13 protein-coding genes and 1 pseudogene are annotated in these 12831 nt (G+C 70.3%); 4 read left to right on the top strand and 10 right to left on the bottom strand.

Going from position 1 to position 12831, the window contains the following annotated elements; all coding sequences use genetic code 11:
* Positions 1-130: 130 nt before the first annotated feature.
* The gene (locus OHS70_RS06015; RefSeq protein WP_328394417.1) at positions 131-547 is read right to left on the bottom strand and encodes a CBS domain-containing protein; all 417 of its coding nucleotides are present in this window, start codon (positions 545-547) and stop codon (positions 131-133) included.
* A gap of 221 nt (positions 548-768) precedes the next feature.
* Here OHS70_RS06015 and OHS70_RS06020 point away from each other — a divergent pair, with 221 nt between their 5' ends.
* The 4 genes from OHS70_RS06020 (at position 769) to OHS70_RS06035 (ending at position 3022) form a co-directional block, all read left to right on the top strand.
* On the top strand, positions 769-1095 hold the full coding sequence (locus OHS70_RS06020) for a plasmid stabilization protein (RefSeq protein ID WP_328394419.1): 327 nt from the start codon (positions 769-771) through the stop codon (positions 1093-1095).
* Positions 1096-1305: 210 nt separating this feature from the next.
* Entirely contained in the window at positions 1306-2016 is a 711-nt protein-coding gene (locus OHS70_RS06025) for a hypothetical protein (RefSeq protein ID WP_328394421.1), read from the top strand.
* Positions 2013-2273: a BON domain-containing protein gene (locus tag OHS70_RS06030; RefSeq protein ID WP_328394423.1), complete on the top strand. Its 261-nt coding sequence runs from the start codon at positions 2013-2015 to the stop codon at positions 2271-2273. Before OHS70_RS06025 ends, OHS70_RS06030 begins: the two co-directional genes overlap by 4 nt.
* Positions 2270-3022 (top strand): metallophosphoesterase family protein, encoded by a 753-nt coding sequence (locus OHS70_RS06035; RefSeq protein ID WP_328394425.1) that lies wholly within the window; start codon positions 2270-2272, stop codon positions 3020-3022. The genes OHS70_RS06030 and OHS70_RS06035 overlap by 4 nt, the downstream gene beginning before the upstream one ends.
* Before the next feature lie 169 nt (positions 3023-3191).
* Here OHS70_RS06035 and OHS70_RS06040 read toward each other — a convergent pair whose 3' ends face one another.
* The 9 genes and pseudogenes from OHS70_RS06040 to OHS70_RS06080 all read right to left on the bottom strand — a co-directional run bounded on the left by OHS70_RS06040 (position 3192) and on the right by OHS70_RS06080 (position 12531).
* Entirely contained in the window at positions 3192-4301 is a 1110-nt protein-coding gene (locus OHS70_RS06040; protein WP_328394427.1) for a glutamate--cysteine ligase 2, read from the bottom strand.
* Between the two features lie 323 nt (positions 4302-4624).
* Positions 4625-4801, bottom strand: a pseudogene (locus tag OHS70_RS06045) (DUF6766 family protein); the annotation flags it as partial.
* 232 nt (positions 4802-5033) lie between these two features.
* Complete coding sequence (locus tag OHS70_RS06050) at positions 5034-5732, bottom strand: UdgX family uracil-DNA binding protein (RefSeq protein WP_328394429.1); 699 nt, start codon at positions 5730-5732, stop codon at positions 5034-5036.
* Between the two features lie 302 nt (positions 5733-6034).
* The gene (gene hemC / locus OHS70_RS06055; RefSeq protein WP_328394431.1) at positions 6035-6988 is read right to left on the bottom strand and encodes a hydroxymethylbilane synthase; all 954 of its coding nucleotides are present in this window, start codon (positions 6986-6988) and stop codon (positions 6035-6037) included.
* Between the two features lie 406 nt (positions 6989-7394).
* On the bottom strand, positions 7395-8648 hold the full coding sequence (locus OHS70_RS06060) for an ABC transporter substrate-binding protein (RefSeq protein WP_328394433.1): 1254 nt from the start codon (positions 8646-8648) through the stop codon (positions 7395-7397).
* Complete coding sequence (locus OHS70_RS06065; protein WP_384039376.1) at positions 8645-9736, bottom strand: branched-chain amino acid ABC transporter permease; 1092 nt, start codon at positions 9734-9736, stop codon at positions 8645-8647. The genes OHS70_RS06060 and OHS70_RS06065 overlap by 4 nt, the downstream gene beginning before the upstream one ends.
* 40 nt (positions 9737-9776) lie before the next feature.
* On the bottom strand, positions 9777-10667 hold the full coding sequence (locus OHS70_RS06070) for a branched-chain amino acid ABC transporter permease (RefSeq protein WP_328394435.1): 891 nt from the start codon (positions 10665-10667) through the stop codon (positions 9777-9779).
* Positions 10664-11515 carry an ABC transporter ATP-binding protein gene (locus OHS70_RS06075; protein ID WP_328405443.1) on the bottom strand — a complete coding sequence of 284 codons (852 nt, stop codon included), beginning with the start codon at positions 11513-11515 and terminating at the stop codon, positions 10664-10666. Before OHS70_RS06075 ends, OHS70_RS06070 begins: the two co-directional genes overlap by 4 nt.
* Positions 11516-11727: 212 nt before the next feature.
* Complete coding sequence (locus OHS70_RS06080) at positions 11728-12531, bottom strand: ABC transporter ATP-binding protein (RefSeq protein ID WP_328394437.1); 804 nt, start codon at positions 12529-12531, stop codon at positions 11728-11730.
* Positions 12532-12831: the final 300 nt, after the last annotated feature.

Consider the following 12831-nt stretch of genomic DNA (forward strand, 5'->3'; position numbering starts at 1 on the left):
ATGCGAATGCATCCGGGCCCTCAGCCATGTCGCGCGTGCGCGGCCGGCGGTGGAGCATCCCCAGCAGCCCGCCCGCCCTTGTAGACGCGGACCGGCGGCACGCTGCCCGATTCCCGCGGCGTGCCCTGGGTCAGTCGCTGGACAGTGCTTCCACCAAGTCGCCTACTTCGGGGTTGGGCAGGGCGCGGGCGACGTCGGCCTGTGAGACCACACCGACCAGGTCGTGCCCGTCGATCACAGGCAGGCGGCGGACCTTGTGCTGGGTCATGGTCCGCAGGATTTCCTCGGCGTCGTCGTCGGCGCCGATCGTGACAGCCTCGCCCTGCGCGAGCTCGCCGGCCTTGACCTGTGCAGGGTCCCTGTCGTTGCCGAGGACCTTCACCGTGATGTCGCGGTCGGTGAGCATTCCCTTGAGCTTGTTGTCCGTGCCGCAGATGGGCAGCGCGCCGACGCCGAGCTGCTTCATCTTGTGGGCTGCCTCCAGAACTGTCTCCTCGGCGCCGATGCATTCGGCGCCGCCCGTCATGATTTCTCGTGCCGTCGTCATTGCAGGCTCTCCTTGTGCGGTCAGGGAGCGTGCGGCTCCCAGGGCGCGGGTTCCCCAGGCTCCGGCCGTCTAACGGCATGCCACCGCCCCGTCCTCCGGTGGAATCGGTGGCCGGAAGGGGTGTGTGGGGCGGGGCGTGAGGAGCTCGGGTTGCGGGCAGGCGCAGAGTGACGCCGAATGGGCTCGGGTGCCGCGCCGGGAAAATTCGATGGAGGAAAGTCATGCCTGCAGGTTCCAGCTCCAAGCGGGAGCGTCAGTACGAGCACATCAAGGAAAGCGCCGAGAAGCGCGGTGCCTCCACCGGACGTGCGAAGGAGCTTGCCGCGCGCACCGTCAACAAGGAGCGGGCGCGCTCCGGCGAGTCGAAGACCGCGAGCAAGACGTCCACACAGGACCGGAAGTCCGCTTCGCAGCGGGGAGGTGAGCGGTCCCACAGCGGGTCCCAGGGACCGACCCGGGACCAGTTGTACGAGGAGGCCAAGAAGAAGAACATCGAGGGACGTTCCTCGATGAACAAGCAGGAGTTGCGCCAGGCCCTCGGCCGCTGAACCCGCACGAGGCCGTCACAGGAGGCAGGGGCAGGACGACTCACTCCCTACCGGTTGAGCCCCGCCGCCTTCGCGTGCTTTGCGTTCGCCGCGATGTGATGGCGGAGGCCTCGGCCGCGATGTTTCCCCTGCAAGGGGCGGGTAGACGCGAAACGGGGGAGTCCACCGGCGGTGGCAGGAGTTGACGGTCCGGGAGGATGGAGTCCCCTCATGAACCACGCCAAGGAGACTCGGCGCGAAGGTGAACGGCTGCACATCAATGGCGCCGACGGGGCCATGGAGTCCGGCACGGTTGCCGTACCCGCGCTCCACGGCTTGGAGGGCGATGAATCCCACAGCCTGCCCAGGGACCACACACAGGCGATCCTGGAGACGACCAAGCAGGTGGCCTCACTGCTGAAGATGTCTGGATATCCCTTCGCACTGGCCGGCAGTGTCGCGGCGCACGCACACGGAGTCCCCGCGGTCCTCAAGCACGACACGGACTTCTGCATCAGACACGAGGACGTCGACGGGGTTGTCGAGGCGCTGCGCCAGGGCGGAGTCGAAATCGTGCCGGCACCGGAGGACTGGCTGGTCAAGGCCCGGGCGGGCGGCGAGGAGATCGACCTGATCTTCGAGCTGGCCCACCGACCGGTGACCAGCGAGATGCTGGAGAGCGCGCCCGTGCTCCCCGTCGACTCCGTGCGGATGTCGGTCCTGACACCGTACGACCTCTTGAGCAGTCGGCTCGCCGCCCTGTCCGAGCACCACTGCGACTTCGGCCCGCTGCTCACGATCGCCCGGACACTGCGCGAGCTCATCGACTGGGACGCGCTGCGGGCCGAGCACCAGCAGGAGCCGCTGCCGGACGCCTTCTTGTATCTCCTCGAGCGGCTGGGCGTCATCGAGCCCAGGGAGCCAGGGGAGGCCCGGCCATGACTCCCACCGGCACCGGCGAGAACGAGTACCGCATCGCGCGCCTGCGCGAGCGTCTCGCCGGTGACGACCTCGCCGAACTGGGCATAAGCATCGAGGAGCGCGGTGGTGCCGTGCTGCTCTGCGGCACCGTCGCCACTGCGTCCCACCGGGACGAGATCCTGCGCATCGCAGCAGAGACCATCGGCGACAGCCCTGTCCGCTCCGACCTGGTCATCGCCTCCACCGCCGCCCCCGACCGGCGGGAGGACCTCCCGTGATCCGGATAGCTGCCGTCGGCGACATCCATCTCGGCGAGGACTGCCGGGGTTTGCTCAGGCCCGCCTTCGACACCCTCGGGGAGTGCGCCGACATGCTGCTGCTCGCGGGCGATCTCACTCGCCACGGCACGGTCGCGGAGGCCGAGGTCGTCGCTGCGGAAGTGGCAAACCTGGCGGTTCCGGTCGTCGCGGTCCTCGGCAATCACGACTACCACAGCAACCGAGAGGCCGAGGTGACGGCTGTGCTGAGCGAAGTCGGCGTCACTGTCCTCGAGGGCGACGGCACCGTGCTGGACATCCGCGGTACCAACGTCGGCATCGCCGGTACCAAAGGCTTCGGCGGTGGTTACGCCGGCCGGAGCGCCGGCGAGTTCGGTGAGCCGGTGATGAGGGAGTTCGTCCGCTACACCCGCCGCTTGGCGGCGAGCCTGCGCCGCGCGCTCGACACGCTCGCGGAGGAGGGCAGCGCCGTTCGGATCGCTCTGACGCACTTCTCACCGGTACCGGACACCCTCGCCGGCGAGCCGCCCGAGATCTATCCGTTCCTGGGCAGCTATCTGCTGGCCGAGGCGGTGGACGAGGGCGGGGCGGACCTGGCCGTCCACGGCCACGCGCACCGCGGCGTAGAGCACGGCATGACGGCGGGTGGCGTACGCGTACGGAATGTGGCCCAGCCCGTGATCGGCCGCGCGTTCGCCGTCTACCACCTGCAGACGCCGCAGACGTCATTGACGCCTCGGACGCCATGACAGCGGAGCAAACGGGGCATCCGCCGGGTATGACTGTCGGCAGGCCCGATTCCGGTCCCGTGTGACCCCCTGGCCTGGAGTCCGGCGGCACGTCCGGGGCGCAACCGTCCCCGGACGTGGGCACGGGACGACGTACAGCTTTTGAGGGGAGGCCGCGCAGGGCGGCTGATCAGGGACGCGGGCGCTGTTCTCTGGTGAGGTGCACGCACTCGGTGACGACGTCGCGGAGACTGCCGGTCCGTTCCAGGATCGCGCGTTGCAGGGACGCTCCGTTGCCCGTCCTCAGCAGTCCGGCCAGTGCTTCCTGGGCGGGACGTGTGTCGCCGTGGTCGTCGAGTGCGTCGCGCACGTGGTCGAACAGGGCGGTCACCACGGTTTCCGCGGGCGCAGGACGCATCGTCCGGGGGTGAAGTAGCCGGTTTTCCAGGCCGTAGCGGGAAGCCTGCCATGCGGCGAGTCTCAGCAGGAGCTCGCCGTGGCGTGCCGGGGGCGCTCCAGCCTGCCACTGGCGGGCAGCGGTCTCGACCAGGCCGCGGATGAGGACAGCGAGGAGCACGGTCGAGTCCGGGTTCAGACAGACGTCCGCGACCCGGACTTCGACCGTGGGGTAGCGGTGGGAGAGCCGGGCGTCGAAGTAGATCATTCCTTCGTCCCGGAGGACTCCGGTGCCGATCATGTCCCGAACTTGTTGGTGGTAGTGGTCGGCGGAGCCGAAGATCTGCGCCGGTCCGGCGGAGGGCCAGCGCCCCCAGACCTGGCTGCGGTAGCTGCTGTAGTGGCTGTCCTGGCCTTGCCAGAACGGAGAGTTGGCGCTCAGGGCGATCAGGACGGACAGCCAGGGGCGGATCCGGTCCAGGACGGCGACGCCCTCTTCGTCGGAGTCCACGGAGATGTGGACATGACATCCGCAGGTGAGCTGTTCCTGCGCGGTGAGCCCGAAGCGTTCGGCCATCCAGTGGTAACGCCTGCCGCCGGCCACGGACGGACTGACCGGGAGAGGCGACGTGGCGAGGGCCGCGACGGCGACCCCCATGTCCTCGGCGTGTTGCGCCGCCTCGGCCCGGCACCGTCGGATCTCGGCCGCGAGTTCCTCCATCCGGGTCTGTGGCCGGGTGGCGAACTCCAGTTGCTGACGATGCAGCTCCGACTCGAAGACCTGCTCCTCACCCGCCGCGGCGTCCCTTGATGCCACGGCCAGCACAGCCGCCGAGACCGCCCGGGGTTCACCCGTCTGCGCGTCCACCAGGAGGAGTTCCTCCTCCACTCCCACGCTGCGCACGGCTCGCGCCTCCTCGCCGGTGTTCCCGCTCAGGAGGACCCGGAGCCGAGCGCGTCCAGGTCCTCTCCCAGCGAGGTAACGATACGGACCGGGGCGTACGGCCTGTGGTAACCGGCAGCTTCGCACGGCGGGCCGAGGGCCCGGCGACGTACACCGACGCTTCCTCCCGGAGCCTCACCAGGAGAGCCGGCACGGCCGGGTCGGCGGACGTGACCGGCTTCGTGTCCATCACAATGGCCCGGCCTCGCCGGCGCCTCCGGCCCGAGGCCGCCGCCCAGGGTGATGACCCAGGCGTTGGACGTTCCAGCCGACGGCCGTTCCGCTCAGCCTTCGACGCCGGTCGCGGTATGCGGGGCGCCGACGGGCTTGGACTCCGGTGAGCCGCGCTGACGGAGGTAGACGGACAGAATGGCCATGGAAGCCACTGCCAGAAGTTCGGACTGCCAGTTCTGCAGGGAACGGCTCCAGAAGTCGGCGGAGACCAAATACTCCGCCCAGTTTCCGAGTTCTTGAGCAGTGCCAGGAGCAGCAGAGTCACCGCTGCCATGAAGTCCCCGGCGAACAGCTGCCAGGCCAGGCTCAGCCCTGCGATGGGCACAGCGATCGTGCCGGCTACCAGGGCCAGGCAGAACGCGGTGAAGAGCGGGGAACTGCTGAGCCGCGAAACGGCCTCGGCCAGGCGCGCGAACCGGCCGCGCTCCTCACCTCCGCGATCGGCGGGATGCTGGATCGTCATGCGTCCCGGGTACCCCTCCGGCCATCCAGAACCCCCGCGACGACCCTCAGATCCGCAACGAGACCCCGGTAGACCGGCTCGCGGTCCTTGGCGCGCAGCACGGCCGACGGATGGATCGTGGCGACGAGCCCCCGCACCCCGCGGCCGGAGTCGCCGTCGGGACCGGGCCAGGGCAGCAGGGCACCCCGCCGCTCAGTCACCCGGAACGACGGCCCGAGCAGGGACTTCCCCGCCGTGGCGCCCAAGGCAACCACCACCTCAGGTGCCACGACCCGCAGTTCGGCATGGAGCCACGGCCGACACGCCGTCATCTCGCGCAGGTTCGGTGCCTGGTGGATCCGGCGCTTGCGTCCCTCGGCGACGGTGAACTTGAAGTGCTTGACCGCATTGGTGACATACGCCTGCTCCGGGTCGATACCCGCTTCCCCGAGCGCCCGCATCAGGACCTTCCCGGCCGGGCCCACGAACGGCCTGCCCTGCCGGTCCTCCTGGTCGCCCGGCTGCTCGCCGATGAGCATGACGCGTGCGGAGGCTTCCCCCTCGCCGAACACCGTCTGCGTCGCGTTCCGGTACAGCGGGCATCCGCGGCACTCGGCCGCCGCCCTGCGCAGCCCGGGCAGACCCGCGCGCCGACGGGGCAGGAACGGTGTGGCGTCGTGCCCCTGGCCCTCGTGCTCCCCAGGAGCTGTCTCCATAAGCAGCAGCCTCTCGTCACACCTGCCGTGGCAACGCCCTCCGGGGCCGGGCGGGGGTACCGTACCCAGGCTCACCCTCCGCCCGCGCGGGGCGACCCGCAAACGCGAGAGCGGAGCGGCATCAACCGTCGACCGGAAGGGTAAGGGGCCTAGGCTACTGTGCCCCTATACTGCGGCATGTGCTTTTTCGGTCTCGGAGGCTGACGGAAACGCCGCACGGGAGTCTCCGGTTCAGCTGAAGGCATGCCCCGGACGGGCGCCCCGGCGCCCGCAAGTTGGAGCTCGGACTGTGCCGACGGAGATCACGCAGGGCAGCCCGGTCCGTGCGGGATGCTGTCGATGAGGTCACGCGCGCCCTGCCGCAGGAGAGCAACGGCGACAGAGGTGCCGAGGGTGGCGGGGTCGAGGCGTCCGGCCCATTCGTGGGCATTGAGGACGGTTTTGCCGTCGGGGGTGAACACGCAAGCGCGCAAGGACAGTTCGCCGCTGCGTTCGGCCTTGGCGTAGCCGGCGATGGGGCTGTTGCAGTGGCCTTGGAGGACATGGAGGAACATGCGCTCCGCGGTCGCCTCGCGGTGCGTGTCGGGGTGCCCGAGATCGCTGACGGTCTCGATGAGGGCGGTGTCGTCCTCGCGGCACTGCAGGGCCAGGATCCCGGCGCCGATCGGCGGCATCATCTGCTCGGGTGACAGGACCTCGGTGACCACGTCCATGCGGCCGATCCGCTCCAGCCCAGAGGCTGCCAGCAGCAAGGCGTCGGCCTCGCCGGAGGCGAGTTTGTCCAGGCGGCGGTTGGCGTTGCCACGGAACGGGACACACTGCAGATGCGGGTGGGAGGCCGCGAGCTGCGCGATGCGGCGGACCGAGGAGGTGCCGATCCGGGCACCGGGCGGCAGCTCGTCCAGGCTGAGGCCGCCGGGGTGGATGAGGGCGTCGCGAATGTCGTCGCGCTTGAGAAAGGCGGCGAAGGTGGTGCCGGCCGGGAGCGGACGGTCGGCGGGGACGTCCTTGACGCAGTGGACGGCGAGGTCCGCTTCTCCGGCGATGAGGGCGGCGTCAACCTCCTTGGTGAAGGCGCCCTTGCCCTCGACCTGAGCAAGGTCGCCCATCCACTTGTCACCGGTCGTCTTCACCGGGACCACCGTGGTGGCGATCCGGGGGTGGAGCGCGGCCAGTTCGGCGCGGACGCGCTCCACCTGGGCCAGGGCCATCGGGGAGTCGCGGGAGACGATACGGATCAGCTCAGGGGCGGACATGCTGCCCACGATAGACCCTCGGCCTCGAGTCCCGATGAACAGACCCGAGGCCCATCTCAGCGGTGTGACAAGCAGGTTGGGGTGTTCGGGCAGGCGTGCGAGGAAGGCGCCGGCCCGGGGCCGGTGGTCGTCTGCCTGACCGCGACCGCCTGCACCGCCGGGTCGGCTCGACAGTGGTCAGGCGGGCGATGGGAGCCATACCGCGGAGCAGCCAGCACGTGCCGGCGCCGACGCCGAGCTCCACCAGGTGCTCGGGGTGACCAGAACGCGCCGGTGCGCTCCTCGCAGGACATCGCGACGCCGAACGCGGCCGCGTCGGTGAGGACGGCGGGCACGTCCCGGGAGCGCCCGGCGTCATGCCGAAGGACCGGGCCCCGGAGCGCCCGGTCCTTCGGATGGGTGGAGGTCAGCCGGCCGGGTTGAAGGACTCGGCCGCCTTGGACGCGGTCGCGGGGCGGACCACCTTCAGTCCGCCGGGGACCTTGCTGTCCGGCTTCATGATCAGGCTCTGCCGGGTGGAAGGCGCGGCCGGGTCCGAGAAGTCGTGCGTGATGCCGAAGCCGCTGTCGTACGCCTTGAGAGTCAGCAGCGCCTTGTCGATGCCCGCCCGGGTCAGGTCCTTGTCCGCACAGGCCTTCTTCAGCACCTCACCGTAGATCTTCGCCGCGGTGTATCCCGCGACCACGCCGTTGTCGAGACCGTCCTTGGGGTAGGCCGCCTTGTACTCCTTCGCAAGGGTGGCCGGGCCCGCCTCGGGAGCGCCGATGGGGAGCGTGGAGGCGGCAACGTAGAAGTCCTTCTTCAGCGCCGGGCCGGCCGGGGTGGCGAGCAGCTGAGGCGCGAACGCGGAGCTGTTGCCTATGACGGGGACCTTGAAGCCGCCGGCCGCTGCGACGCCGACCAGAGAGGCTGCCTGGCGCGGCCCCGCGCTGAGGACAATGGCCTTGACGCCAGCCTTCTTCAGGGCCGCGACCTGCGCGGACATGTCGTTGTCGGTCGGCTTGATCTTCTGCTCGACGACCTTCAGTCCGGCCTGCTCGGCCGCGTACCTGGAGCCGGTCAGGGCGTTCTCCCCGTAGTCTCCCTCGAAGAAGACATGGCCGATCTTGTCGCCCTTGGAGATGCGCTTCTCGGCGAGCAGGAACTCGACGGCATTGATGGTCTCGATGTCGTACGTGGCCCCCACGACGCGGATGTACGGGCTGCCGAGCAGAGTGGCGGACCAGGCCTGCGGCACTACCAGTGCCTTGTCCTGACCGTCGATGCGCTGCTTCATGGCCGCGACGAACGGCGAGCCGATGAACTGGCTGAAGCCGAGCACCTTCGGCGCGAGTTCGGTGTATCCGGCGACGGCCTTCTGCGGATCGTAGCCATGGTCGCGGACGGTCAGTTCGATCTTCCGGTCGCAGATGCCGCCCGCAGCGTTGGTCTGCTTCGCCCACAGCTGCTGGGCCTGGGTGACGCTCTTGCCGAGCGAGGCGTAGACGCCGGTCATGTCGGTGAGGACGCCGAGGCTGATCGTCTTGTCGGTGACGCCCACGCCGGTCTTCACTCCGCCGGCGCCCTTGTGGCCTTCGTCGCCGCCGGTTGCCTTCCCGCTGCATCCTGCGACGGTGAGCGCCAGCACGGCCAGGGCCGCGGCACAGGTTCTTGATTTCATGATTTCTCCCGAGGGGAAGGAGTGGGGCGGGTGAGCCCGCCGGGCAGGAACAGCACGACCGCGACGACCGCCGCGCCGTACAGATAGCGGGACGCCTCGGCCGGTGCCACGCCGCCCGTGCCAGGGGCGGAGACCAGCGGAAGAGCGTCGCTGTAGTAGGTCAGGATCTGGGGCAGCAGGGAGACGAAGACCGCGCCGACGACCGCGCCGACGACCGTGCCGAGGCCGCCGATGACGATCATGGCGAGGAATTCGAGGGACAGGAGCATGCCGAAGTACTCGGGGACCGTGCGCTGGAAGACCAGGGCGAGCAGGACGCCCGCGAGACCCGCGTACATCGAGGACAGGACGAACACCGCGGCGCGGTAGCGAGCGACGGGCACGCCCATCACTCCGGCAGCGATGCGGTGGTCGCGCAGGGCGTTCATGGCCCGGCCCGGCCGGCCGCGCAGCACGCCCCGGGCGAAGAGACCGCCGGCGAGGAGCGCGAGCAGCGCCACGTACCAGAGCTTCTCCATCGACTGGAACGGCACGGCCGCGACCACTACAGCACTGTCGTCGAAGTCGAAGCCGAACAGGGACAGCGGCGGAACGGAGCGGCCGTTGAAACCGCCCGTCAGATCACGGGCGTTGAACAGCACATGCTGACCGATGAAGATCAGCGCCAGGGTGGCGATGCCGAGGTACGCGCCGCGCAACCGTCCCGCGATGGGACTGAACAGGCCGCCCGCGGCACCGGCGAGCAGCACGGCGAGTACGGCGGCGAGCCAGGTGGGCAGTCCCAGGCCGACGAGCTGGTGCCCGTTCTCGGAATCGTCCGCGCCCGCCAGGATGCAGTAGCTGTACGCGCCGACGGCGAGGAAGAAGGCGTGCCCCATGGACAGCTGCCCGGTGGCTCCGGTGAGGAGATTGATGCCGATTGCTCCGATCGCGGCTGCCATGGCGAACAGGCCGGCCTGGAGCCAGAAGCGGTCGAGATAGAAGGGGAGGCCGAGCAGCAGGAGAGCGAGGGCCGGCCAGGCGTAGCTGCGGGGGCGCCGCAGGTCGAGGCGGCGGACCGGACGGTCGGGCGCCGGGTCGGAACGCAGGGGACGGAGGCGGGCGCGCAGGCCGCCCGGGCTCAGGGTGTCAGACACGGACGAGCTCCTTCGTGCCGAAGAGTCCGGCGGGCCGTGCCAGCAGCACGGCGAGCATCACCAGGTACGGCGCGAGATCGCCGATTCCCCCGCCCAGGAAGGACAGTTCGCTCTGGTAGCCGGTCGCGAACGACTCGGTGACGCCGACGATCAGTCCTCCGGCGAGGGCTCCGGTGGTGGAATCCAGACCGCCGAGGATCGCGGCGGGGAAGGCCTTGAGCGCGGCGAGCGAGGTGGCGCGTTCGAGGCCGGGTGTCGGGAAGACGGTGAGGAACAGCGCCGCGACGGCCGCGAGCGAGCCCGCGACGGCCCAGGCGGCGAGCGAGACCCGCCCCAGACGTACCCCCATCAGCGCGGCGGTCTCGGGATTCTCCGCGGCTGCGCGCATCGCCACGCCCCACGAGGTGTACCGGAAGGCGAGCAGGAAGGCCGTGATGAGCAGGGTCGCGGCGACAAAGGCGGCGATCCGGGTCTGGGCGATGGTGAGGGCGCCGATGCTCACGACGCGGTCGCCCCACGGGTCGCCGAGCGCGAGCACGTCGGTGCCGATGCGGCGGGTGAGTTCGGTGGTCAGCAGGATGTCGACGCCGATGGTGACGATGGCCAGGACGCTGTGATCCGAGCCTCGGTAGCGGCGCATGACGAGGTACTCGACGGCCGAGCCGACCACCGCGGCGCCTGCGATTCCGACGGCCAGCGCCGGCCAGAAGCCCAGATCGTCGTGGAGGACGGCGGTGACATAGCCCCCGGCGAGGAGAAGGGACGCGTGGGCGAAGTTGACGACCTCGGTGGCCTTGAAGATGACCACGAAGCCGAGGGCGATCAGGGCATAGACGGATCCGATGGAGAGCCCGCCGAGAAGGAGTTCGGTGAACGTCGTCATGACGTGCCCTCCGTTCCGAGGTACGCCTGGACGACGGCCGGGTCGCTCTGCACCTGGGCCGGTGTGCCGTGCGCGATGCGGCGTCCGAAGTCGAGTACGGTCACGGCGTCTGCGAGCCGCATCACCACCCCCATGTCATGTTCGACCAGCACGATGGATATGCCGAGGCTGTCGCGCACGCCCGCGATGACGGCGGCGCTCTGCTGCCGCTCGTCGGCGGTCATGCCCGCGACGGGCTCGTCGAGCAGCAGGATCCGCGGCTCCATGCACAGGGCGCGGGCCAGCTCGACGAGTTTCTGCTTGCCGTACGGAAGGGATCCGGCGGGCCGCTTCAGGTCGTCCGCGAGCCCGACGAACTCGGCGATCTCGCCGATGCGTTCACGGTGCAGCCGTGCCTCGCGAGCCGCTGAGGGCAGCCGCAGTCCGGTGGCCAGAAACCCTGCGCGGGTGAGTCGGTGCCGGCCGAGCAGCAGGCTGTCGGCGACGGAGGCGCGGGGCGGAAGCGCGATGTTCTGGAACGTGCGGGCGACACCGAGGCCGGCGATGCGGTGCGGGGCCAGCCCGGTGATGTCCTGCTCCCCCACCCGCACGCTGCCCGATGTCGCGCGATACACGCCGGAGAGCACGTTGAAGCAGGTGGACTTGCCGGCGCCGTTGGGCCCGATGACGGCGTGCACGCTGCCGGGCTCGACGGTGAAGGAGACTCCGTCGAGGGCGGTGAGCCCGGCGAATCGGACGGTGACGGAGTCCACGACGAGTGCGGGGGCGGAGACGGGGGCGGCTTCGGCACCGGATGCGGTTCCGGCCGGCAGAGCGGTGGTCCGGTGGGCCGCCACGGTCCTGGCCATGGCCGAGGGACTGACGGGGTCACCCGACTCCGCACCGTCCGCCACAGCCGGCAGATCTGCGGCGGCACCCGATTCCTGGTCTGTGCCCTGTGCCGGGACAGTCCGGTCATCCGTGAGCTGCGTCGGCGCGCCGTCCCGGTCCTCCCCCGCGTTACGGGACTCGGCAGGGGCGGGGCCGGTCGTGTCCCCGACGGGGGTCCGGTCGTGCTCGGTCACGCGGACCACCTCCGCAGCACGGGCGCGGCCGCCTCGGCACGGACGGCGTCCTGCGCGGCGGTCTCGTCCACCACACCCAGGTAGCGCCTGCGGACCTCGTCGGACGCGGCCAGTTCGTCCGCCGGACCCTCGAGGGCGACTTCGCCGACGTCCAGGACGTACGCGGTCGATGCGAGCCGCAGCGCGATCGCCGCGTTCTGCTCGACCAGGAGCACCGATGTCCCGGCGGCGTTGATCTCCTGGACGGTCTCCGCGATACGGGCCGCCATCAGGGGCGCGAGCCCGAGGGAGGGCTCGTCCAGCAGGAGCAGACGGGGCCGGGCCATCAGGGCGCGCCCCATGGCCAGCATCTGCTGCTCGCCCCCGGAGAGCAGCCCCGCCTTCTGCCCGGCCCGGTCGGCCAGTACGGGAAACAGCTCGTGCACACGCCGGAGTGCCGCGACGGTCTCCCGCCGGCCCCCGCGCACGCCGAGCGTTCCGGCCCGCAGATTGTCGGCCACGGTCATCCGTGCGAACACTTGCCTGCCCTCGGGGATCTGCACGATTCCCTCGGCGACGACCCGGGAGGGACTCATCCCGTCGAGCGGGCGCCCCTCGAACCGGATGCTGCCGGCGGTGGCGTGCCCGCGCTGGAAGGCAAGGGTGCGGGAGATGGCGCGCAGCAGGGTCGACTTGCCCGCCCCGTTGCTGCCGAGAACGGCGACGATCGCACCGTCCGGTACGTCGACACAGACGTCCCGCAACGCCCTCACCGGACCGTACCCAACGGTCAGCGCGCGCACTTCGAGCGCGGCGGCCATACGAACCCCCTCCTCCGGCCCGCCGCCTCGGCGTGCCTTGTGGGGGCCAAGATGAGCACCACGCAAAGGCACCGGTCCAGGCTCCGGAGCGAAGACGCTGTGTCTGACCAGCGACGGAGGTGAAGTGGTTGTGCACGGGCACAAGGCGACCGCGATCACGTGGCACCCACGGACCTGAAGCCGGTCAGGAGCCTGCGCGCAGGGGCTGTGCCCCGCTCCTTGCCAGGGCACGGTCCGGCTCGGCAGGGCGGGGTCTGCGGGTGCGACCTGCCGAGCCCGGCCTGCGTGCCACGCACCAGC

This window comes from Streptomyces sp. NBC_00390 (assembly GCF_036057275.1).
GTDB lineage: Bacteria > Actinomycetota > Actinomycetes > Streptomycetales > Streptomycetaceae > Streptomyces.

Coding starts and splice junctions, on each gene's coding strand:
- OHS70_RS06060 (WP_328394433.1), bottom strand. CDS start 8,648: ATGAAATCAAGAACCTGTGCCGCGGCCCTGGCCGTGCTGGCGCTCACC.
- OHS70_RS06015 (WP_328394417.1), bottom strand. CDS start 547: ATGACGACGGCACGAGAAATCATGACGGGCGGCGCCGAATGCATCGGC.
- OHS70_RS06080 (WP_328394437.1), bottom strand. CDS start 12,531: ATGGCCGCCGCGCTCGAAGTGCGCGCGCTGACCGTTGGGTACGGTCCG.
- OHS70_RS06075 (WP_328405443.1), bottom strand. CDS start 11,515: ATGGCCAGGACCGTGGCGGCCCACCGGACCACCGCTCTGCCGGCCGGA.
- OHS70_RS06025 (WP_328394421.1), top strand. CDS start 1,306: ATGAACCACGCCAAGGAGACTCGGCGCGAAGGTGAACGGCTGCACATC.
- OHS70_RS06050 (WP_328394429.1), bottom strand. CDS start 5,732: ATGGAGACAGCTCCTGGGGAGCACGAGGGCCAGGGGCACGACGCCACA.
- OHS70_RS06020 (WP_328394419.1), top strand. CDS start 769: ATGCCTGCAGGTTCCAGCTCCAAGCGGGAGCGTCAGTACGAGCACATC.
- OHS70_RS06070 (WP_328394435.1), bottom strand. CDS start 10,667: ATGACGACGTTCACCGAACTCCTTCTCGGCGGGCTCTCCATCGGATCC.
- hemC (WP_328394431.1), bottom strand. CDS start 6,988: ATGTCCGCCCCTGAGCTGATCCGTATCGTCTCCCGCGACTCCCCGATG.
- OHS70_RS06030 (WP_328394423.1), top strand. CDS start 2,013: ATGACTCCCACCGGCACCGGCGAGAACGAGTACCGCATCGCGCGCCTG.